Annotated in this window: 20 protein-coding genes; 13 read left to right on the top strand and 7 right to left on the bottom strand. The window is 64.4% G+C overall.

Annotated elements, in window-relative coordinates; translation table 11 throughout:
• The first annotated feature begins 31 nt into the window (after positions 1 to 31).
• Entirely contained in the window at positions 32 to 2,314 is a 2,283-nt protein-coding gene (locus D0T11_RS11015; protein ID WP_182888351.1) for a T9SS type A sorting domain-containing protein, read from the top strand.
• A gap of 85 nt (positions 2,315 to 2,399) precedes the next feature.
• On the opposite strand, the gene D0T11_RS11020 is transcribed toward D0T11_RS11015, so the two are convergent.
• From D0T11_RS11020 to msrA, 3 genes are all read right to left on the bottom strand, one after another.
• Positions 2,400 to 3,197, bottom strand: coding sequence for an amidohydrolase (locus D0T11_RS11020; protein ID WP_119655841.1), 798 nt, complete (start codon positions 3,195 to 3,197; stop codon positions 2,400 to 2,402).
• A gap of 105 nt (positions 3,198 to 3,302) precedes the next feature.
• A complete protein-coding gene (locus D0T11_RS11025) occupies positions 3,303 to 4,457 on the bottom strand; it encodes a methionine aminotransferase (protein WP_119655842.1) in 1,155 nt (384 codons plus the stop codon).
• Positions 4,458 to 4,622: 165 nt separating this feature from the next.
• Positions 4,623 to 5,309 carry a peptide-methionine (S)-S-oxide reductase MsrA gene (gene msrA, locus D0T11_RS11030; RefSeq protein ID WP_119655843.1) on the bottom strand — a complete coding sequence of 229 codons (687 nt, stop codon included), beginning with the start codon at positions 5,307 to 5,309 and terminating at the stop codon, positions 4,623 to 4,625.
• A gap of 224 nt (positions 5,310 to 5,533) precedes the next feature.
• Between msrA and D0T11_RS11035 the strand changes: the two genes are divergently transcribed.
• A complete protein-coding gene (locus tag D0T11_RS11035; protein WP_245990750.1) occupies positions 5,534 to 8,413 on the top strand; it encodes a TolB-like translocation protein in 2,880 nt (959 codons plus the stop codon).
• Positions 8,414 to 8,452: 39 nt separating this feature from the next.
• Here D0T11_RS11035 and D0T11_RS11040 read toward each other — a convergent pair whose 3' ends face one another.
• The gene (locus D0T11_RS11040; protein ID WP_119655844.1) at positions 8,453 to 8,887 is read right to left on the bottom strand and encodes an META domain-containing protein; all 435 of its coding nucleotides are present in this window, start codon (positions 8,885 to 8,887) and stop codon (positions 8,453 to 8,455) included.
• A 148-nt stretch (positions 8,888 to 9,035) separates the two neighbouring features.
• On the opposite strand from D0T11_RS11040, the gene D0T11_RS22530 reads away from it, so the two are divergent.
• The 6 genes from D0T11_RS22530 to D0T11_RS11060 all read left to right on the top strand — a co-directional run bounded on the left by D0T11_RS22530 (position 9,036) and on the right by D0T11_RS11060 (position 13,990).
• Positions 9,036 to 9,173, top strand: coding sequence for a hypothetical protein (locus D0T11_RS22530; RefSeq protein ID WP_182888352.1), 138 nt, complete (start codon positions 9,036 to 9,038; stop codon positions 9,171 to 9,173).
• A 114-nt stretch (positions 9,174 to 9,287) separates the two neighbouring features.
• Complete coding sequence (locus D0T11_RS11045; RefSeq protein WP_119655845.1) at positions 9,288 to 11,414, top strand: TonB-dependent receptor plug domain-containing protein; 2,127 nt, start codon at positions 9,288 to 9,290, stop codon at positions 11,412 to 11,414.
• A 2-nt stretch (positions 11,415 to 11,416) separates the two neighbouring features.
• Positions 11,417 to 11,557 (top strand): hypothetical protein, encoded by a 141-nt coding sequence (locus D0T11_RS22535; protein ID WP_182888353.1) that lies wholly within the window; start codon positions 11,417 to 11,419, stop codon positions 11,555 to 11,557.
• A gap of 513 nt (positions 11,558 to 12,070) precedes the next feature.
• On the top strand, positions 12,071 to 12,508 hold the full coding sequence (locus tag D0T11_RS11050; RefSeq protein ID WP_147374618.1) for a hypothetical protein: 438 nt from the start codon (positions 12,071 to 12,073) through the stop codon (positions 12,506 to 12,508).
• A 217-nt stretch (positions 12,509 to 12,725) separates the two neighbouring features.
• Entirely contained in the window at positions 12,726 to 13,193 is a 468-nt protein-coding gene (locus D0T11_RS11055) for a DUF2141 domain-containing protein (protein ID WP_245990753.1), read from the top strand.
• Between the two features lie 92 nt (positions 13,194 to 13,285).
• Complete coding sequence (locus D0T11_RS11060; RefSeq protein WP_119655848.1) at positions 13,286 to 13,990, top strand: DsbA family oxidoreductase; 705 nt, start codon at positions 13,286 to 13,288, stop codon at positions 13,988 to 13,990.
• Between the two features lie 338 nt (positions 13,991 to 14,328).
• Here D0T11_RS11060 and D0T11_RS11065 read toward each other — a convergent pair whose 3' ends face one another.
• On the bottom strand, positions 14,329 to 15,039 hold the full coding sequence (locus D0T11_RS11065) for a hypothetical protein (RefSeq protein WP_119655849.1): 711 nt from the start codon (positions 15,037 to 15,039) through the stop codon (positions 14,329 to 14,331).
• A gap of 244 nt (positions 15,040 to 15,283) precedes the next feature.
• Here D0T11_RS11065 and D0T11_RS11070 point away from each other — a divergent pair, with 244 nt between their 5' ends.
• Entirely contained in the window at positions 15,284 to 16,531 is a 1,248-nt protein-coding gene (locus D0T11_RS11070) for an AAA family ATPase (protein ID WP_119655850.1), read from the top strand.
• Between the two features lies 1 nt (position 16,532).
• The gene (locus D0T11_RS11075) at positions 16,533 to 17,135 is read left to right on the top strand and encodes a DUF4276 family protein (RefSeq protein WP_182888354.1); all 603 of its coding nucleotides are present in this window, start codon (positions 16,533 to 16,535) and stop codon (positions 17,133 to 17,135) included.
• A gap of 173 nt (positions 17,136 to 17,308) precedes the next feature.
• Here D0T11_RS11075 and D0T11_RS22540 read toward each other — a convergent pair whose 3' ends face one another.
• A complete protein-coding gene (locus tag D0T11_RS22540) occupies positions 17,309 to 17,467 on the bottom strand; it encodes a hypothetical protein (RefSeq protein ID WP_182888355.1) in 159 nt (52 codons plus the stop codon).
• Between the two features lie 31 nt (positions 17,468 to 17,498).
• Here D0T11_RS22540 and D0T11_RS11080 point away from each other — a divergent pair, with 31 nt between their 5' ends.
• The gene (locus tag D0T11_RS11080) at positions 17,499 to 17,720 is read left to right on the top strand and encodes a DUF433 domain-containing protein (RefSeq protein ID WP_119655852.1); all 222 of its coding nucleotides are present in this window, start codon (positions 17,499 to 17,501) and stop codon (positions 17,718 to 17,720) included.
• An 85-nt stretch (positions 17,721 to 17,805) separates the two neighbouring features.
• On the opposite strand, the gene D0T11_RS11085 is transcribed toward D0T11_RS11080, so the two are convergent.
• Complete coding sequence (locus tag D0T11_RS11085) at positions 17,806 to 18,033, bottom strand: hypothetical protein (protein WP_119655853.1); 228 nt, start codon at positions 18,031 to 18,033, stop codon at positions 17,806 to 17,808.
• 367 nt (positions 18,034 to 18,400) lie between these two features.
• Between D0T11_RS11085 and D0T11_RS11090 the strand changes: the two genes are divergently transcribed.
• Both D0T11_RS11090 and D0T11_RS11095 read left to right on the top strand, forming a co-directional pair.
• Positions 18,401 to 18,607 carry a DUF433 domain-containing protein gene (locus tag D0T11_RS11090; RefSeq protein ID WP_119655854.1) on the top strand — a complete coding sequence of 69 codons (207 nt, stop codon included), beginning with the start codon at positions 18,401 to 18,403 and terminating at the stop codon, positions 18,605 to 18,607.
• Between the two features lie 114 nt (positions 18,608 to 18,721).
• Entirely contained in the window at positions 18,722 to 19,402 is a 681-nt protein-coding gene (locus tag D0T11_RS11095) for an ATP-binding protein (RefSeq protein WP_119655855.1), read from the top strand.
• Positions 19,403 to 19,527: the final 125 nt, after the last annotated feature.

A 19,527-nucleotide genomic window follows, 5' to 3' on the forward strand; every position in this document is an offset into this window, starting at 1 on the left:
AACGGTACTTCCGATGAACATGCCCCCCCGAATGCCCCGACACCTGCTGGTGAGTGCCCTGCTAACGCTGGGGGCGGGAGTCCTGAACGAAGCCCCGGCCCAGACCGCGCCGCCGTTCAGCTTCGAGTTCCGGGCCCTGGCAAAAGTAGTGCAAGGTACCGATACGCTGCGCAATGCCTGGGCCGGCGGCCTCAACTCGCCCCAGTTTTCCAATATCGACCTCAACAACGACCAGCAGCCCGATCTGGTGGCCTTCGACCGGATGACCAACCGGGTAGTGCCGTTTCTGAGCGTGGCTACCACCACCGGCCGGGCCTGGCAGTTTGCGCCCGAGTATGCCGGCCTGTTTCCGGCCGACCTGCGCGGCTGGCTGCTGCTGCGCGACTACGACTGCGACGGCCGCCCCGACCTGTTCACGGCCGACGCCTCGGGCAGCAACATCCGCGTGTTTCGCCACGAGCCCGATGCCCAGGGCCGGCCCGCCTTCCGCCTCATCACCTCCCTGCTCTCCTACCAGCACCCCCGGGGCTTTGCCGTGAACATTGCCGTGGGCGGCACCAACCTGCCCGCCATTGAGGACCTCGACGGCGACGGCCGCCTCGACGTGCTGGCCTACGATTTCAGCTCCCCCGTCCCCAGCATTTACTACTACCGCAACACCGCCACCAGCGGCTCCTGCGGCGGGCTGGAATTCGCGGAAGCCTCCGCCTACTGGGGCGGCATTGCCAGCTCCCAGCTTTGCAACGTGTTCAGCTTTGCCTTCAATGCCCAGCCCGCGCCCGCGCCCTTGCGGCCCCAGCACCAGGGGGGCTTCAGCGTGGGCCTGTTTGATGTAGACGGCGACGGGACCCCGGACCTGCTCACGGGCCGCGACTACTGCCCCGAGCTGGCCGTGCTCCGCAACGCGGGCACGGCCCGGGACGCCCGCTTTACCCGCGCCGGCCTCAACTCCGTGGAACCCTTTCGCAGCCAGCCGGCCCGGCTGCCCAACTACCCCGCCGCCTTCCCCGTCGACGTGACCTTTGATGGCGTGCCCGACGTGCTCGTATCGTCCTTTCTGGCGACCAACGAAGACACCATTGACACCCGCCAGTCGGTGCTGCTCTACCGCAACGCGGGCACGGCGGCGGTCCCCCAGCTGGTGCGTGAGCAGTCCGATTTTCTGCAACGCGACATGGTGGACGTGAGCGAGCTGGCGGCCCCCGCCTTCGGCGACCTGGACGGGGACGGCCTGGTGGATATGCTGGTGGGGGGCGTGAGCCGGCGCACCGGGTTCTACCGGGCCGGGCTGAGCTACTACCGCAACGCGGGTACGGCGGCCAAACCGGTTTTCAAGCTGATTACGGACGATTACCTGGGCCTGAGCAGCCAGAAGCTGGGCTTCCTGCGGCCGGTGCTGACGGACCTCAACGAGGATGGCCGCCTGGACCTGGTGTATTCCTCGTTCCGGTTGGGTACGGCCACCAACTCCCTGACCTACCTGCTGAACACGGCCGCCGCCGGGCAGCCGGCCGCGTTCAGCCTGGGCGCGGCCGGCACGCTGGGCGGCCTGTCTGCGCTCCGGTTCGCCCTGCCCGCCTTCGCCGACGTGGATGGCGACGGGCACCCGGATTTGCTGCTGGGCGTAACCGGCGACCCGGCCGGGCCGCTGCGTTACTACCGCAACAGTGGGACCGGCCCGCTGGCCCAGCGCTTTACGTTGCAGCATGCTGACTTTGGCCAGCTCCGGACCGGCACCGGCGAACGACCCACCTACCTGAGCCCGGTGGTGGCAGACTTCGACGGCGACGGCCGCCCCGACCTGCTCACGGCCGATGCCAGCGGCGACATCCGCCTCTTCGCCGACCTGCGCGCCCAGAGCGGGGCCTTCCTGGGCCGCACCGACGTGTTTTATAACGCCCTTACCCGACAGCCCGAGGCGGGCCGCTGGGGGCTGGGTAACCTGTTCCGCTACGCCCCCGCCGCCGCCGACATGAATGCCGACGGGGTGCCGGAGTTGTTCCTGGGCCTCGAAAGCGGGGGTATCAGCAGCTTTGTGGGGCGCAACCGCGTGGTAACGGCCGCCCAACCAGGTGCCGGGGCGCTGGCTCTGCGCCTCTATCCTAACCCGGCCACCACCGCCGTAACCGTGGAAGCCCCCCGCCCCGTCCGCCTCACCCTGCTCGACCTTACCGGCCGCCTGGTGCGCCCCGAAACGGCCGCCGCCAGCACCCAGCAAATCAGCCTGAGTAACCTGCCCGCCGGCGTGTACCTGGTGCGCTGCCGCGCCCTGAGCGGCGAAACGGTGGTGAAACGCCTGGTGGTGAGCAAGTGAGGAGGTAAAAAGAAGAAAAGGATACGCACCCTAGCTTGATGCGCCACATGCTCAGAATGACGTTTCACTTCTCACTTCTCACTTCTCACTTCTCACTTCTCACCTCCAGCGAAAATGGGTCGGCGTCGTGCAGGGCGGGGAACCGTTCCCGGAAGGCCCGCAGTTCGTCGTGGCGCAGGGCGCGGGTGATGCTGGTTTCCTGGTTGCCGACTTCCACCAGGTACTCGCCGCGCATGTCGAGCAGGGCCGAGTCGCCGGCGTAGGCGAGGCTGTTGCCATCCATGCCCACGCAGTTCACGCCCATGGTATAGGCCAGGTTCTCGATGGCGCGGGCGCGCAGCAGCGTCATCCAGGCGGTGCGGCGGACGGCGGGCCAGTTGGCTATGTACAGCAGCAGGTCGTAGGGCTGCTGCTCAGAGTTGCGGCTCCAGACGGGGAAACGCAGATCGTAGCACACCAGCGGGCAAATGCGCCAGCCCCGCCATTCCTCTATCAGGCGTGCGGTACCGGCCGTGTACACGTGGTGCTCGCCGGCCATCGTGAACAGGTGGCGCTTGTTGTAGTAGCTCAGCGAGCCATCGGGGCGCACCCAGAGCAGGCGGTTGTAGTAGTGGCCCGCGTCGTCGCGCACAATCAGGCTGCCCGTTACCACGGCGTCGCGGGCGGCGGCCACTTCGCGCATCCAGGCCAGGGTGGGGCCTTCCATCGGCTCGGCCAGGGCGGCGGCTTCCATGCTGAAGCCGGTCGTGAACATTTCGGGCAGTACAATCAGGTCGGTGGCGATGGAAATGGCCCCAATGTGGCGGTCCATTTCCTGGCGGTTGGCCACCGGCTCGTGCCAGTGCAAAGCAGCCTGAATAAACGAAACGGTGAGGTCGGACACAGGAGTAGGTGTTAGCAGGAAGATCGGTTTTGAAGTTTACAAAAAAGCAGCCTGCCCAACAAGGAAATAATTCTATTCGGGGGTTAGCTGCTTATGCCTCGTCCATCAGGCCTGGAGCCGGGTTGCGGCCGCCCGCAGGGTGGCTTCCTGCTTGGCGAAGCAGAACCGCACCAGGTGCTGATCCTGCCCGTTGTGGTAGAATGCCGACAGGGGCACCACGGCCACGCCGGCCTCGCGGGTGAGCTGGCGGGCGAAGTCCACATCCCCCAGGCCCGGGGCCACGGCGCTGAAATCGGCCACCTGAAAGTAGCCGCCCGGTACGGGCAGCAAACGGAACGCGGTGGGGGCCAGTAACTCCCGGAACAGGTCGCGCTTCTGCTGATAAAAGGCTGGCAACGCGTCGTAGAGGGCGGAATCGGGCAGCACATCGGCCAGCGCGTGCTGGGTGGGCGTGCTCACGCTGAAGGTCAGGAACTGGTGCACCCGGCGCAGCTCGGCCGTGAGGGTAGGCGGGGCCAGGCAGTAGCCCACCTTCCAGCCGGTGGCGTGGTAGGTTTTGCCGAACGAGGACAGCACGAAAGCCCGCTCGCGCAGTTCCGGGTGGCTCGTTACGCTGTGGTGGGCGGCCCCATCAAATACCATGTGCTCGTACACCTCGTCGCTGAGCAGCAAGGTATCGGTGTCGCGCAGCAGCCCGGCCAGCGTGTCGAGGTCGGCGGGGGTGAGCACGGCCCCGGTAGGGTTGTGGGGCGAGTTGATGAGCACCAGCCGGGTGCGGGGCGTGAGGGCGGCGGCCACCCGGTCCCAGTCGGGCCGGAAATCGGGCAGCGCCAGCGGCACGTACACCGGCACGCCGCCCTGGAGGCGCACGGCCGGTCCGTAGAGGTCGTAGGCCGGCTCCAGAATCAGCACTTCGTCGCCGGGCTGCACTACGGCGGCCAGCACGCCATACAGGGCCTCAGTTGCCCCGCTGGTCACCGTTACTTCGGTGGCCGGATCGGGGGTATGGCCGTAGAGGCGGGTCGTTTTCTGGCTGATGGCTTCGCGCAGGCGGGGCAGGCCGGGCATGGGCGCGTACTGCTGGTGGCCGGGCGTGAGCACGTGGCGGGCCAGGGCCTCCAGCAGGGGCAGGGGCGGGTCGTAGTCGGGGAAACCCTGGGCCAGGTTGATGGCCCCGGTTTCCTGGGCCAGCTGGCTCATTACCGAGAAAATGCTGGTCCCAACGTCGGGAAGCTTGGAGGTGAGGCGGGGAGTGGGCATAAGGTAGCAGGTTGTGCCCGGGCAAGATAGGGGCCGCGAGCCGGTCGGCCACTACGCCGGTGCTGGTGGCCGGCACGCAGCGCGGGGGCAGCGGGGGTGGCAGGCAAAATAAAACCCCGGCGGCCAGCAGGCAACCGGGGTTTGTAAACAACGGACGGCCCGATGTTACAGCGGACTCTTGAGCAGCTCCGGAAACTTGTGGCGGAACTTCTCCACTTTGGGGGCCGACACGCTGCGCACATAGCCTTCCTGAGGGTGGAGGCGGAAGTAGCCCTGGTGGTACCCCTCAGCGGGCCAGAATTTCTGAAACGCCACCACCTGCGTCACGATGGGGTTGCCGTACTGCTGGCTGGCGTCAACGCGCGCAATGGCGGCTTCAATAATCTTCTTCTCTTCGGGGGTGCGGTAGAAGGCAATGGAGCGGTATTGTGCCCCCGCGTCGGGACCCTGGCGGTTGAGGGTGGTGGGGTCGTGGGCGGCCCGGAAAAACACGTCGACCAGTGTAGCGAAGCTGATCTGGCGGGGGTCGTAATAGATTTCCACCGACTCGGCGTGGCTGGTCTGGCCCCGGCCCACTTCCTCGTAGGTGGGGTTGGCCTCGCGGCCCCCGCTGTAGCCCGATACCACGGCCCGCACGCCCCGCAACTCCTCGAACGTTTCTTCGGTGCACCAGAAGCAGCCGCCCGCGAAGGTGGCCGTGGCCAGGCCCTTGAGGTTGGTGGGCGCGGGGCCGGCGGTGGAGCGGGCCAGGGGCGAGGACTCCTGCTGGGCCTCGGCGGGCCGCCGCTCGGTGCAGGAGGCCAGCAGCAGAATCAGCAGGGCGGCAACACTGTTTTTCAGGAAATTCGACATGGATCTACAGACAGCAAGTGGAACGGGAAGGTTTGGCGGCGGGCCGGAAAAGGTGCAATCCGCGCCGCCGGTTCCTACATACGGCGTCCGGCCCGGCCCGGACGTAGGGGTGCCCGGCCCGGGCTGCGCCGCCGGCCGCCGCCCGGGCCGGCAGTGGGCAGCACCGGATTTGCTTTCGGGGCGGCCGCGTGGTTTCTTCGGGCGTCCTAACCCGTTTTTGCCGCGTGAAGTATTTTGTGCCCACCCTGTTGCCAGCCGCTGGGTTGGCGCTGTTTTTCGGTCTGAAGCCGGCGGCGGCCCAAACGCTGCTGCCCATCGGGCAGCAGGTGCCCGCCGCCGTGCGCTGGTACGAGGTGGGCACGCCCCATTTCCGGGTGCTCTATCCTGAGGGGTTCGAGGACCGCGCCCGGCGCACGGCCCACCGCCTGGAGCAGGTGCACGCGCCGGCCGGGGCCTCGCTGGGGCTGACCGCCCGTCCCGTTACGGTGGTACTCCAGACGCGCACCACCATCGGCAACGGCTTCGTCACCATCCTGCCCCGCCWCTCCGAGTTCTACACCACCTTCCCCCAGGACCCCTACCTGACCGGCACCCTCGACTGGCTCGACCAGCTCACGGTGCACGAGTACCGCCACGTGGTGCAGTACGACAAGGCCCACCAGGGCGTGGGCCAGCTGGGCTACCTGCTGGGCGGCTTCGGCGGTTTAGGACTGACCACGCTCGGCATTCCCGACTGGTTTTTTGAGGGCGACGCCGTGGGCACCGAAACGGCCCTGACGCGCAGCGGCCGGGGCCGGATTCCGAACTTCGACGCCTACTTCCGGGCCAACCTGCTGGCCGGCCGGGGCTACTCCTACGCCAAGGCCGTGAGTGGCTCCTACCGCCACTACGTGCCCAACCACTACGTGCTGGGCTATTTCCTCACCTCCCGCCTCAAGCGCACCGCCCCCGACCCCGGCGTGTGGGGCACCGTGCTCAACCGCTACTACCGCTTTCCGGTCTACCCGTGGTCGTTCTCCGATAAGCTGCGCCGCACCACCGGCCTGCGCACCGACGACCTCTACGCGCGCACCGTGCAGGAGCTCGACAGCCTCTGGCGCGGGGAGCTGGCCGGCCGCGTGATAACGCCGGCCACCGCACTGCCGGGGGCGGCTTCGGAGAAGGTGTTTACCGAATACCAGTACCCCCAGTATGTGAACAATGAGACGGTACTGGCTCTCAAGAGCGGCCTGGGCCATACGCCCCGGCTGGTGGAACTGCGCCGGGGCCAGCCCGAGCGCACCCGGCTGGTGCTGGGCCTGCACCATAATCCCGAGCAGCTGTCGGTGGGCGGGGGCAAGGCGGCCTGGCTTGAATTCCGCTACGACCCGCGCTGGCAGCAGCAGGTGTACTCCGAGCTGCGGGTGCTGGACCTGGCCACCGGCCGCCTGAGCCGCCCCGGCCGCCGCACCCGCTACACCACCGCCGTGCTTTCCCCCGATGGCCGCCGCCTGCTGGCCGTCAGCACCGACTCGGCCTACCAGCACCGCCTCTACCTGCTCGACAGTGAAACCGGCCGCGTGCTGCGCACCTTCGAGAACCCCGCCAACGAGCCCTACCTGCACCCGCGCTTCGGGGCCGAGGGGCGCACGGCGGCCGTGGTGCGGCTGGCAGTGGCCGGCAAGCGCCTGGAACTGCTGGAAGTGGAAACCGGCCAGACCCAAATTGTGCTGCCCGCCGCCAACGACAACCTTTCCCACCCCCAGCCCTGGCAGGACTACGTGCTGTTCAACTCGCCCCGCTCGGGCCAGGATGAGGTGTACGTCGTGCGCGTGAGCACCGGCGAGGTGCGCCAGGTCACCAGCCGGCCCGTGGGCAGCTACCACCCCGCCGTGAGCCCCGACGGCCAGCGCCTGGCCTTCCACGAAATCCGGGCCCAGGGCAGCCGCATCCTCGAAATGCCCCTGACGCCCGCCGCCTGGCAACCCGCCCCGCCCGCCATCAACCCCGCTAACCGCTACGCCGATGAGTTGACCGCCCGGGAGCCCGGGGCCGCCACGGTGGGTCCGGTGCTGCCCCTGGACTCGGTAGCCGGCCCGGTGCTGGTACCCCGCCGCTACCGCCGCCTGCCCCACGCCCCCAACGCCTACAGCTGGGGCCTGGTGCAAAGCAGCTCCGGCAACGGCCTCGACCTGGGCGTGCGGGCCCAGGACGTGCTCAGTACCACCCAGGCCGTGGCGGGCGTGGGCTACAACGGCCTGGAGCGCACCGGCCGCGTGTTTGCCGATGTCAGCTACCAGGGCCTGTGGCCGGTGCTGGACCTGGGCCTTGAGCACGGGGGACGGCGCGCTACCGGGCTGCTGGCTTCCGGCACGGTGGCCGAAGACCACTGGCAGTACACCCGCCTCACGCTGGGCACCCGCCTGCCGCTGGTGCTCACCAGTTCCCGCATGCTCACATCCCTGAGCCTGGGCGGCTTCTACCAGCTGGAGCAAACCCACGGCTACGACCAGGCCCGGCGCTACATCAACGAAGTGGGCAGCCGGCCCCTGCACGCGCTGCTGGGCACCCTGAGCTTCGCGCGCACCCTGCGCCAGAGCTACCGCGACGTGGCCCCGCGCTGGGGCCAGAGCGTGCTGCTCACGGCCCGGGGCACGCCCTTCGGCGCGGGGTTGCAGGCCCGGCAGCTGGCCGTGCAGGGAAGTTTGTTTCTGCCCGGCCTGGGCCAGCACCACGCCCTGCGCCTGCGGGCCGGCTACCAGCACCAGCGCCAGCAGGAGTATCGGTTCGGCGCGGCCATCTTCTACCCCCGTGGTCTGCCCTACTTCAGCACCAACCGCCTTGGCTCCGCCAGCGCCGAGTACCGCCTGCCCCTGGCCGATGTGCACTGGGAATTTGCCCGGGCCATCTACATCCAGCGCCTCAAGGCCAACGTGTTCTTCGATGGGGTCCGGGCCGAGCAGGGCGCCTTCCGCCGCACCTACTACGCCACTGGCTTCGACGTGTCGGCTGTTTTCAACCCCCTGCGCCTGCGCACCCCCCTGGAAGTGGGCCTGCGCACCGTGTACAACTCCTACAACAAGTACTGGGAACTCCAGCCCCTGGTGCTGAACATAGGGTTTTAAGAAACCTGATCATCCGGACTTTCTGCTTTTCCAGCCAACCTACTTTGCCGCAAATACCAGCAGCGGCTGCCCTGTCTCCACCCCAAAAAGCCGGAGCTCCCGGTGGCTGATGACGTAGCGCGTTACCTGGGGCAGCAGCGTGAGGTAACGGGTTTCCAGGGGCTGATCCGGGCAGGTGGCGCGGGTGCTGGCCTGGCCCGAAAACGTGAGCTGGCTGGCGCCCGCCCTGAGTACGAACGTGCCCCCGTACTGATTGCAGGTCACGTGGCCGCTGCTGGTGTTGTCCACCGAGCTCAGCGTCAGGTTGGGGGCGGATGTGCCGGGCGTTACCGTTACGGCCTGCCCGTCCAGCTGGGTCAGCAGCCACTGCTGGTCGAACAGATACACCGGTGCGGGCACCGGTTCGCTGCCCTTGGAACAGCTGCTGAACAGCCCGGCGGCGAGCAGGAGGGGGGCATAGACTATGCGGGCCATAAGCGAGGCAGGAAAAAGGAGCGTGGAGCGGATATGCAGCAAGAGAAGAAAAGTTCCCCTATAGTTGCATGTTCTAGCGGGGGTGGTGCGGATAGTGAGCCGGCACCCACGAAAAAAAAGCCTTACGATACCTGATCCGTTACGTTTTATGCGCGCATCCTATTGGTGGAAGTCCCGGTGGCCGGCGGGAGTGCTGTTGCTGGCCCTGGTGGCCTTCCGGCCCGATAACACCCCCGACCCCAGTGCCCTGTTCAGGCAGCTTCAGCAGTTCTACCTCTCCGCTTAGCCCGAAGTCAGTTACCTGCATCTCGACCAGGCGGCCTACGGGGCCGGCGAAACGCTGTGGTTCAAGGCCTACGTAGTAGATGCGCGCGCCCACCAGCCCGACTCGCTCAGCCGGGTGCTGTACGTGGATGTGGTGACGCCGGAGCGGGAGGTAATCTTTCAGCGTACCCTGGCCCTGGAGCACGGCATGGTCGCCGGCGATATTATTCTGCCCGATACCTTGCGAACCGGGGTGTACACCCTGCGCGCCTACACCAGCTGGATGCGCAACTCTGCCGAAGACCTGTTCTTTACGCGCCGGGTGCCCGTGTGGCAGGTGGCCGCGCCGGCCGCCGCCGGCCCGGCCGCTTCGGACGCGCGCCGGGCATTGCGGGCCCGCGCTACTGCCCAGCAGCTGAAAGCGGCCAGCGCCCCCGACGTGCAGTTCTTCCCCGAGGGCGGCGACTACCTGGCCGGCTTGCCTACGACGGTGGGCGTGAAGGCGGTAACAGCCAGCGGCCACGGCCTGGCCTTGCAGGGTACCGTGCTCGATGAGAAAGGCAACGCGGTAGCCCGGTTCACAACGCCTGCGCTGGGCACGAGCTCGTTCAACTTCACCCCCCTGGCCAACCAGCGGTACCGGGCCACGGTAACCCTGCCCGAAGGAACTGCGGCTACGTACGCGCTGCCCGCCGTCAGGGAGGCCGGCTGGCTGCTGAACGTGCGCGAAATCGGGGACAATTACCGCGTTTTCGTGCGGCATCAGGGCGCTGGCGCGGCCACCCCCGAGCCGTTGCAGCTGGTGGCCCACGTACGGGGGCAGCCCGTGTACAGCGGCACCGGCCTGATTGCACCGGGAGAAACATTCTCGGCCGTTATTCCCAAGGCCAACGCCCCGGCCGGCATTCTGCACATTACTTTGTTCGATGGCCGGCAGACGGCGCAGGCCGAGCGGCTGGTTTTTGTGCCCGAAACGCAGGGCCTACAGGTTCGGCTCCGGCCCTCGAAGCAAACCTACGGGCGGCGGGAAGCGGTGGGCCTCGACGTGGAAGTGACCACCGCCGCAGGCCAGCCGGTGGCAGCCGAGTTGTCGCTGGCCGTCAGCAACACCGTTGTGCTGCCGGGCGCCGCTGCCGAAGCCACCGACGTGCGCGCCCACCTGCTGCTCACCTCCGAGCTGCGCGGATACGTTGAAAATCCCGCCTATTACTTCCAGGCGCATACCCCGGCCGTGCAGCGGGCGCTAAACGATTTGTTGCTGACCCAGGGCTGGAGCCGGTTCACCTGGCAGCAGGTGCAGGCGCCTACCTCACTCGCCGCCGGGTATCTGTTTCCGCTGGAGCGCACGCTCATGCTCAGCGGCCAGCTGGTACGCAACAACAAGAAGCCCGTGCCCGAAGGGCAGATTACGCTGCTGTATGGCAAAACCAAAAACCTGGTTCAGGCAACTGCCGGCCCCGGAGGCATGTTTCTGTTTACCGGATTTCCCGGGCAGGATACTACCGCCGTCCTGCTCCAGGCCCGCACGCCCAAGGGCAGCAACAACGTCCTGCTCCAACTCAACGAGCTCTGGCCCCGGCCGGCTGACAGCTGGCGACCGGTGGTGCCCCTGTCCCTGGCCACGGCGGAGTCGGCCCCGGTGGTGGCGTACGGGCAGCGGAGTCGGCGGCAGCAGCAGCAGCTGTACCGGCCCGACTCGACCAGCGGCATCGTGCTGCGCAACGTCACTGTTACCGGCCGCAAAGCCCCCGACAGCCCCCCATCGCTACATAGTGGCAATGTGAGCGCCTTGTTGCGGACGCGCGACTTTCCGACCATCGGCTCCTACCGGAATATTTTTGAATTCATGCAGGGCCGGGTTACCGGGATGCAGGTAACGACTACCACCACGGGCTATTCCGTGCTCATCCGGGGAATGAGCTCCTTCAAAGGATCCACCGAGCCGCTTTATCTGCTCGATGGCATGACGCTCAGTGATGGCGACGCGTTGCTGGCCATTCCGGCCGTCGACGTGGAGCGGATTGAAGTGCTGAAGGGGGCCGCAGCGGCCATGTACGGTAGCCGGGGCGGCAACGGCGTGGTGGCCGTGTATACCAAGCGCAACAGCGGCGACTTTTCAACAACCCCCGCCGCCGGAGTGGCCGTGCGGCGGGTGCCAGCCTACCACCGCACCCGCGAGTTCTACGCCCCCGCTACGAAACCAGCCGCCGGCCCGACACGCCCGACCCCCGCGCCACGACCCTCTATTGGCAGCCCCACCTAACGGTGCCGGCATCCGGCCGGGCTCACCTGTCCTTCTACACGGCCGACCAGGCCGGTACGTTTCGCGCTTCAGTTGAAGGAATTGCCGCCGATGGGCAGCCCGTTACCGCCGAAACCGTGCTCTCGGTTCTGGCCCAACCCTAGCTAAAGGGGGGGGCTGGACCCCGCGTTCCAGTAGCCGGAAAGCCATACATCCCGTTTTTCGCTGAAGCTCCGCGCCCCCTGAACTCCGGTAAGCCCCTGCTAGCAGATAACCCGATGACTGCCTCGCCACGATCAGGATACGGGGGAGGCATTGCGGAGAAAGATGCCCGGGCTGGGGCCGGCAGCGAAGGTCCCGCCGCGTGGTTGCGTTGGCCGGCACACTATTCGGACTTGAAAGGTCGATTCCAGGTCCGGTTTCAGGCTCCGCTAGCGGGCAGGAGGGTGCCCGTCAGGCCCGAACCGGGGCATTGACCGGATCAGCCGGCTGCCTGAGCAATCCTGCCGGTATTATTAAATTTTCTTGATATGAGACAATAAACAAGGTTCTTTTGTATATTTCCCCGTTAATTCGTAGGATATTCCGGATTGTATCCCTTATGCTGGGTGGCTAAACAGGGCCGGCTTCTCCCTGATGCGGTACTCCTGGCACATCATTTTTTTTCGTAGTTTTTCATGACCAGTGCGCCTTTCGCGAGTGACCCGGATTTGCCGGAGTTCTCTGCTATACTGTTCGAGCGGCCCTTCGTGCGGCTCACGCACGATGGCCCCAATCGGTGGCTGCACGTGGTCTGGCAGGGTGCCCTCAGCCTGGAACAGGTACGCGAAGGCTCGGAGCAGGTGCTGGCCCTGATCCGGGAGCACCGCTACACCAAACTGCTCAACGACAACACCCGCGTAACAGCCCTGAATCTGACGTCGGAAGAGCAGGCGGGCTATCAAATCATGCACCTGATGTTTGCCGCCGGGTTGCACTATCTGGCCTGGGTATACGCGCCGGTGGATGAGGGCCGCTCCTACGCCGACTCCTCCGTGGCCGCCGCCAACTGGCCCCTGGTGCTCACCTTTGAGGAAGTAGAGTCGGCGGTTGACTGGCTGCGTCATTCCCTCTGAGCCCTTGCCCGCCCCCGGTTGGCGGCCCGCCCGCCGGTACCGGGGCGCGTGGGCCGGCTTGGTCCCGCTTGCGGGGCGGCGCACCGGGGGCAGACGTTCTGCCCATGCGCTGGTCCGGCGTGGCTGCTAACCTCCCCCGGCCGGGCCGCCGAATGTTTTTGTGGGCCGGAGTGTTGGGGGGCCAATGGTTTCACCTGCCCCTTTGCCGCCCATGCCCGTGTTTTCCTTGTCCCGCCGCCTGGCCTGCGGCGGGGCGCTGCTGGCGCTGCCCGTAGCAGCTCCCGCCGCCTCAGCCCCCGCCGCCCTTGGTACGGGGCCTTCCGTGACGGTGGTCGTCTCGGACCTGGCCTCCCCAACGTCGGCCGTGAAGCTGTATTTCTACAACGTGCGCGAAACCTTCCTCATCAAGGGCGGCTACGCGTTTATGCGGGTAGTGAAGCCCGGCGGCCAGCGCCAGGTGAGCCTGCCGGTGCAGCTGCCGCCCGGCGAGTGGGCCGTGGCCATCACCCAGGACCTGAACAACAACGACAAGGTGGACAAGAACCTGCTCGGCATCCCGACCGAGCCCTTCGCCTTCTCCAACAACGTGCGCCCGCGCTTCGCGCCCCCCGCCTTCGACGACTGCAAGTTTACGGTTGATGGCGGGCCGGGTAAGATGGTTCGTATTGCGCTGCTGGCGAAGTGAGCCGCCGCCCGGGTTGGCGGCAAAGACCCGGGAAGCAAACTTTTTGGGGGCAGCAGGGTTTATAACCGCTCAAATCGTAACTACCCCATCCCATGAAAATAGAAATCTGGTCCGACATCCTGTGCCCCTTCTGCTATATCGGTAAGCGCCGCCTCGAAAGCGCGCTGGCTGCTTTTGGGCACACCGACGCCATTGACGTGCAGTGGCGCAGCTTCGAGCTCGATCCTCAGGCCGACCCCACACCCGGCGAAAACCAGTACGTGCGCCTGGCCCGCAAATACGGCAACACCGAGGAGTGGGCGCATCAGATGAGCGCCAACATGACCCAGATGGCTGCCGAGGAGGGGCTGGCCTTCGACTTCGATAAACTGGTGCCCGCCAACTCGCTCGACGCCCACCGCCTCGTGCACCTGGCCGCCCGCCACGGCCGCCAGGATGCCGCCAAGGAGCGCCTGTTCAAAGCCTACCTCGAAGAGGGCCTAGACATCAACGACCCGGCCGTACTCACCCGTCTCGGAGCCGACCTGGAGTTACCCGCCGCCGAAGTAACGGCCCTGCTGGCCTCCCGCGAGTTTGAGCAGCAGGTGCGCCAGGACGAGTACGAAGCCCAGCAGATCGGCGTGCGCGGCGTGCCCTACTTCGTCTTCGACAACAAGTACGCCGTGTCGGGTGCCCAGCCCGCCGCGCTGTTTCAGGAGGTCCTGGAGAAAGCCTGGTCGGAAGCCAAGCCCCGCTTCGAGGAAGTAGCCGGGGCCACCGACGGCGCCGCCTGCGGCCTCGACGGCAGCGCCTGCTAAGCACCAAGCCGCGCATTGGCGCCAAAAAAACAGCCTCCCCAAACCGGGGCGGCTGTTTTCGTTTATCCCGAATCCTTTGTCTACAGGACTTCCGCCCCCGGGTTGCTTTTGAGCCCCGGCGGGGCGCTATGTTTATAGCACCTGATGCGTTGAGTTGTTGGAGCCCCAGCGGGGCGGCATCAATCGGCCACCGAATTATGCCGCCCCGCTGGGGCTATATGGTCCGAGAAAGGCCTTTCTCTATAAACATGCCGCCTCGCCGGGGCTCAAAAGCAGCCCGGGGGCGGAAGTCTTAACCCAGCTACGTCGCCCCATTCACCCCGCCCGCTTACCACTTCTCACCGCTGCCGGTAAGGGAAAGTAGGTTCCACGGCTTTCACGAGGCGCTCGGTCAGGCGGTCGGGGCGCAGGGCGGCCTGGCCGGTGGCGGCGTAGTCGAAGCGCCAGACCAGCTGGCCGCTGCGGCAGTCGTGGAGGGTGAGGTTGGTGGTAGCCTGGCTGGGCGGAATGGCCGAGGGGCCGATGACGGGCTGGTTGAGCAGCACCTTCGCCGCCAGGCCCACGCCGGCCGGCAGGGGCTGGTAGAGGTCGGTCTGGCCCGAAAGCAGGGCATCGACCCCGAGCACCCGTTGCAGCTCGGCCATCGACTGCTCAGGCAAGTTGGCGTAGCTAATGCCGGCCTGCTGGAGGCGGCGGTTGGTTTCGGCCACCGGCTGAAACTGCACCGAGTAGCCAGCGGCCGGTTGCTGGGCCACAAGCTGGGCCACGAGCAGCTGCTGAAGCTGGTAGGCGGTGGCCTTTACTTCGCGCTGGTGCTCTTCGCGCCACTGCTGCTGCCCACGCTTCAGGGCCGCCGTACTCGTGTCGGTGCCCCCGTAGCGGATATCGCGCAGCCGCAGCCGGTCCTGGCGGACTTCGAAAGGCAAAACGGCTACCGTGCGGTGGGCGGCCAGCGCGGGCGCGTCGAGGGTGCGGCCGGCGTATTGTTTGGGCGAGCAGGCCGCCAGCAGCAGCAGCGCCAGGGCCGCGGGAAGTAGACGTAGGTTCATCGGAATAAGTGGTTAAGCCGCCCGGAATAAGCGAAGCTGCGCCGCCGCCGATATCGTGCCAGACTGCCCGCCCCGCTACCGGCACCGACTCCGGCCGGGTCGCCCACCGCGTTCGGGATGCCGGTAGCGGGGCCGGGCAGCGGGCCAGCCGGCGGCCGGGCCGACGCGGGTCTCGGCGGGCGGCAGGTAGTTGCCCACAATCCGCCAAACCCGCGTACTTTGTAGCAACTCCCGCTTTACGCCTATGTCTGCCCTTCCCGTCGCTGCCGGCTACCCCCGCCTCACCTACCTGCGCATCAAAAACTACCGCGCCCTGCGCGACGTGGAGCTGCACGACCTGACGCCGCTGACGGTGTTCATCGGCCCCAACGGCAGCGGCAAATCTACGGTCCTCGATGCGCTGGCGTTTCTGGCCGAAGCGGTGAGCGGCAACCTGCAACAAGGCTGGGAAAAGCGGAATCGGTTTGCTGGGATGCGTACGCGGGGGAGCGAGGGGCCGATTGAGTTTGAGGTAGAATACTTCATGAGCGATGAGCTGCCTCGGCTCCGTTATAAGTTGAGCATAGATGAATCAAGAGGTTCATTATATGTATTTTACGAAAGTATAACAGAACCTAAAGCACAGTTGGAAAGGATAATTGAATTAGTGGATGCACAGCCCGCTCCGCAAGGGTATGAACAGCTATTTCGTATCAATATTTATGAGAGAGATGGTAACACAGGATATTATAATAACCCTTCTAACGAGCCGATACTTTATTCAACTCTGATGTTTGCTGATGAAAGAAGCAGGAAAGAGTCTGCTCCTAAAACATTCGCTTTAAATAAAGCACTCACCTCCTACCGCTACATCCACCTCACCGACGACCACCTGAAGGGCTACTCCGATGCCGGGCCGCGGGAGAAGCTTTCGGCCAACGGCGATAACCTGCCCAATGTGCTGTACTACCTGCACGAGAAGCACCCCGAAACGCTGGCCCGCATCACGGCGCAACTCCGGCGCTGGGTGCCGCAGCTGGCCGATGTGGTGCCGGAAATAACTTCCGATGAGCGGCTGCTGCTGCGCTTCAAGGATGCGGCGTTTGAGAAGCCGCTGCCGGCCCAGTACATGTCGGATGGCACGATGCGGCTGGCGGCGCTGCTGACGCTGCTTTATGAGCCCAACGTTACCGGGCTGCTGGGCCTGGAGGAGCCGGAAAACGAACTGCACCCGCGCCTGCTGCCCCGCCTGGCCGAGGAGCTGCTGAAGGCCACCGAGACGCGGCAGCTGCTGGTGGCCACCCATTCGCCGTTTCTGCTCGATGCGCTGGAGCCGGAGCAGGTCTGGATTCTGCACCGGGGCGACGATGGCTACACGCAGGCCACGCGCACGGCGGATATTCCGCAGGTGAAGGAGCTGGTGGAAGATGGCTCGCCGCTGGGCTACCTCTGGACCAGCAATTTCTTCCGCCTCGGCGACCCCCTGGCTCCCCGCGCCTCAGCCGCGCAGTAGTATGCACCTAGAGATTCTGCTCGAAGAGCCCTCGGCGGAGGTGGCGCTGAATATCCTGTTGCCCAAACTGCTGCCCCCCGATACTACCTGGAATTGCTACCCGCACCGGGGCAAAACCGACTTGTTTCAGCGGCTTCCGGGCCGGCTGAAAACTTACGCCCGCCAGCTACCGCATCAGCCCGACCTACGGGTGATTATCCTGATGGACGCCGACACGGACTGCCGCCGCCGAAAGGCGGAACTGGAACAGGTGGTAGCCAACGTGGGTCTGCTCACCAAAACCAGCGCTGCCCCCCACGAGCCGTTTCGCATCATCACTCGGTTGGCCATTCAGGAATTGGAAGCGTGGTTTCTCGGTGACCGGGAGGCTATCCAGGCGGCGTATCCCCGCGTACGTCCGCAACATTTCAGTGGCTTGCCACAGAACCCCGACACCATTGCCGATACCTGGGAAACGTTGTGGCGCGTGTTGCGGGAAGGCAAGTACTACCTGGCCGGCAAAGCCAAAGTAGAATGGGCCGAAACCATTGCCCCGCACCTTGACCCAGCCCGCAACACGTCGGCCAGCTTTCAGTACTTCCGGCAGGGGCTGGCACGGCTGTAGAGACGCGTCTTCGCGTCTCGGCGTTGAACGGCCGGGGCCGCGCCTTACGGCCCAAACGGCGCGGACGACGAGACGCGAAGACGCGTCTCTACTCTACACCGGGCAAGGGACTGGAACGACAACGGCCGCCCCATCAGGGGGCGGCCGTTGTGCATGATTAAGTCGCTACGCGGCTACATTGTGCGGGCCAGGTCGTTGTCGGTGGCGTGGCGGAGTTGGTACTCGGAGTAGTCGGCGTCGGTGTGGAGGCGGATGTCCTGCTGCTCGTCGGCGCAGGCGAGCAGGGCGGCGGCTATTTCGGCGGCGCGCTGGGTCAGGTAAAAGTCAGGCAATATTTGGCATATTTGGGAAAGCCCCGTTCGTATGGACTACTACGCACAAATTTCTATCAACCCTGAGGTACACTTCGGGCGGCCGTGCATTGCGGGCACGCGCATCAGCGTGGCCGATGTGCTGGGCTGGCTGGGCAGCGGCCAGACGATACCCGAGATTCTGGAGGACTTCCCGGAACTGACCCCAACGCAGATCCAGGCCTGCCTGCTCTACGCCGCCGACCGGGAGCGGCATCTGCGTATTGTCGGATGAAGCTGCTGCGCTATCCAACGTGTCCACAAACAAAAGAGCCCCCGGATCGGAGCGCTCTTTCATTTTGTCTCTTGGTAAGAGAATACTAGGCGGCGTTCTTCGGGCCGGGTCTTTCGAGGTTGTCCAAGCGGGTATCATGCTCCGCCAGCTTGCGCAGCATGGCCGTGTTGGTATCGGTTTGCTGCATCAGCGCCCGCAACATCACCTGCTGCCGCTGGTCAGAAAGGCGCAATTGCTCCAGCGTGTTGTCGATTCGTTTGAGTGTTTCGGACATCATTTCTTCCAGTTGGCTGATACGCTCGTTGTCGGTCATACGGGATAAAGGCTGAGTCTAGCGAAGATACGAAACCTGCATTCCATTTCCACCCCACCCACCGCCGCCCTGGCCGCGTTACTGCGGCAGCATCAGGCTACGATAGAAGCGGCACCAGCCCCCGGCACCGATACGTATTGCCTGACGCTGTACGGGGAGTTACGGTAACCAAGTCCCGCGAAGTGCTGACCTAATAGCAACCGCTGGTAACGGGGCCGCAACGCCCTCAGCCCGCCGCCGCAGAGGCTGTAGCAGCTGTGAGAGTGGGTGGGGCGGGCGGGGGACTTGCGCCAGTTTGGGCGTACCTGAGGCAAGTATTGAGAACTATTTCCTCCATATTCCGCACATTTGAGAAAGCCCCGGACTTATGGACTACTACGCACAGATTTCTATCAACCCCGAAGTACGCTTCGGGCGGCCGTGCATTACGGGTACGCGCATCAGCGTGGCCGATGTGCTGGGCTGGCTGGGCCACGGCCAAACCATAGCGGAGATTCAAGAAAACTTCCCGGAGCTGACGCAACACCAGATTCAGGCCTGCTTGCTCTACGCCGCCGACTGGGGGCGGCGATAGTAACCAAACCTCACCCAATACATCAAGCGAATAAGCTCTTATAGGCTGTTCAAAGCAAACAAATGCATTTGTAATATGCATTCAATCATTGTTGCATTCAAAAAATAGAATCATATGGTCGGTATAAATTTCCAAAGTATTAGAATATCCTCTTGGAAGCAGTTTGAAAGTATTGACATTGATTTTCATAGAAATTTAACAATAATAACTGGCGCTAACGGTTCAGGCAAAACTACCGTGCTGAATTTATTATCAAGGCATTTTGGATGGAGCTATGTTGAACTTGCAACGCCAATCAAAAATAAGGTATCTGGCGGATTTGGCTATATTAGCAGAGATTGGTCAAAGCGTAGATTGATAAATATTAATTTTAACTCTCCCATTGGAATACACGGAGGTCAACAACAAGTTGACTATATAGGTGATTTGGTTTACTCTAATGGTGCAAAAGTAGATTTAACTCTCCCTGGTCAAGATTATACCGGAGCGCAATACCATATTAATATAAGCAATATGCAAACGATTAAAGGTATTGGTATCTCATCCCATAGGCAGATATTCAAGTACCAACAAGTTGTTTCTATTCATACAGCACGAAGAACAAAAGACGAAGCATATAGACTTGTCTTCCAGAGTAATATGAATAGGTACAATGGTAACGTAAATGCCAATATACCTCCAAATAGTTTTTATATTAAGGAAACATTGATTAGTTGGGCTATGGGAGGAAGTGGTAATGAGTTTATTACTGGAGATGAGGAGTTAAAAAGATGGCGGTGGTATAATGCGAGGTGATTCAGGTTGGCGTTAACCGACGGTTGTGCTCGTCGATGACGAGTTGGATGCGCGTATGGTGCATTTTCTCGCACCGGCTAAACGAGCAGGACTTGCGCACCAACACGCCGCACTTTTGGCGCAAC

Origin of the sequence: Hymenobacter rubripertinctus (assembly GCF_003583925.1) — a bacterium.
Lineage (GTDB): Bacteria > Bacteroidota > Bacteroidia > Cytophagales > Hymenobacteraceae > Hymenobacter > Hymenobacter rubripertinctus.

What these genes read in the sequence shown, in the direction of transcription:
- msrA (WP_119655843.1), bottom strand. Translation starts at nt 5,309, where the DNA reads ATGTCGAATTTCCTGAAAAACAGTGTTGCCGCCCTGCTGATTCTGCTG.
- D0T11_RS11070 (WP_119655850.1), top strand. Translation starts at nt 15,284, where the DNA reads ATGTCTGCCCTTCCCGTCGCTGCCGGCTACCCCCGCCTCACCTACCTG.
- D0T11_RS11095 (WP_119655855.1), top strand. Translation starts at nt 18,722, where the DNA reads ATGGTCGGTATAAATTTCCAAAGTATTAGAATATCCTCTTGGAAGCAG.
- D0T11_RS11060 (WP_119655848.1), top strand. Translation starts at nt 13,286, where the DNA reads ATGAAAATAGAAATCTGGTCCGACATCCTGTGCCCCTTCTGCTATATC.
- D0T11_RS11075 (WP_182888354.1), top strand. Translation starts at nt 16,533, where the DNA reads ATGCACCTAGAGATTCTGCTCGAAGAGCCCTCGGCGGAGGTGGCGCTG.
- D0T11_RS11080 (WP_119655852.1), top strand. Translation starts at nt 17,499, where the DNA reads ATGGACTACTACGCACAAATTTCTATCAACCCTGAGGTACACTTCGGG.
- D0T11_RS11090 (WP_119655854.1), top strand. Translation starts at nt 18,401, where the DNA reads ATGGACTACTACGCACAGATTTCTATCAACCCCGAAGTACGCTTCGGG.
- D0T11_RS11015 (WP_182888351.1), top strand. Translation starts at nt 32, where the DNA reads ATGCCCCGACACCTGCTGGTGAGTGCCCTGCTAACGCTGGGGGCGGGA.
- D0T11_RS11085 (WP_119655853.1), bottom strand. Translation starts at nt 18,033, where the DNA reads ATGACCGACAACGAGCGTATCAGCCAACTGGAAGAAATGATGTCCGAA.
- D0T11_RS11025 (WP_119655842.1), bottom strand. Translation starts at nt 4,457, where the DNA reads ATGCCCACTCCCCGCCTCACCTCCAAGCTTCCCGACGTTGGGACCAGC.
- D0T11_RS11040 (WP_119655844.1), bottom strand. Translation starts at nt 8,887, where the DNA reads ATGGCCCGCATAGTCTATGCCCCCCTCCTGCTCGCCGCCGGGCTGTTC.
- D0T11_RS22530 (WP_182888352.1), top strand. Translation starts at nt 9,036, where the DNA reads ATGCGCGCATCCTATTGGTGGAAGTCCCGGTGGCCGGCGGGAGTGCTG.
- D0T11_RS11065 (WP_119655849.1), bottom strand. Translation starts at nt 15,039, where the DNA reads ATGAACCTACGTCTACTTCCCGCGGCCCTGGCGCTGCTGCTGCTGGCG.
- D0T11_RS11050 (WP_147374618.1), top strand. Translation starts at nt 12,071, where the DNA reads ATGACCAGTGCGCCTTTCGCGAGTGACCCGGATTTGCCGGAGTTCTCT.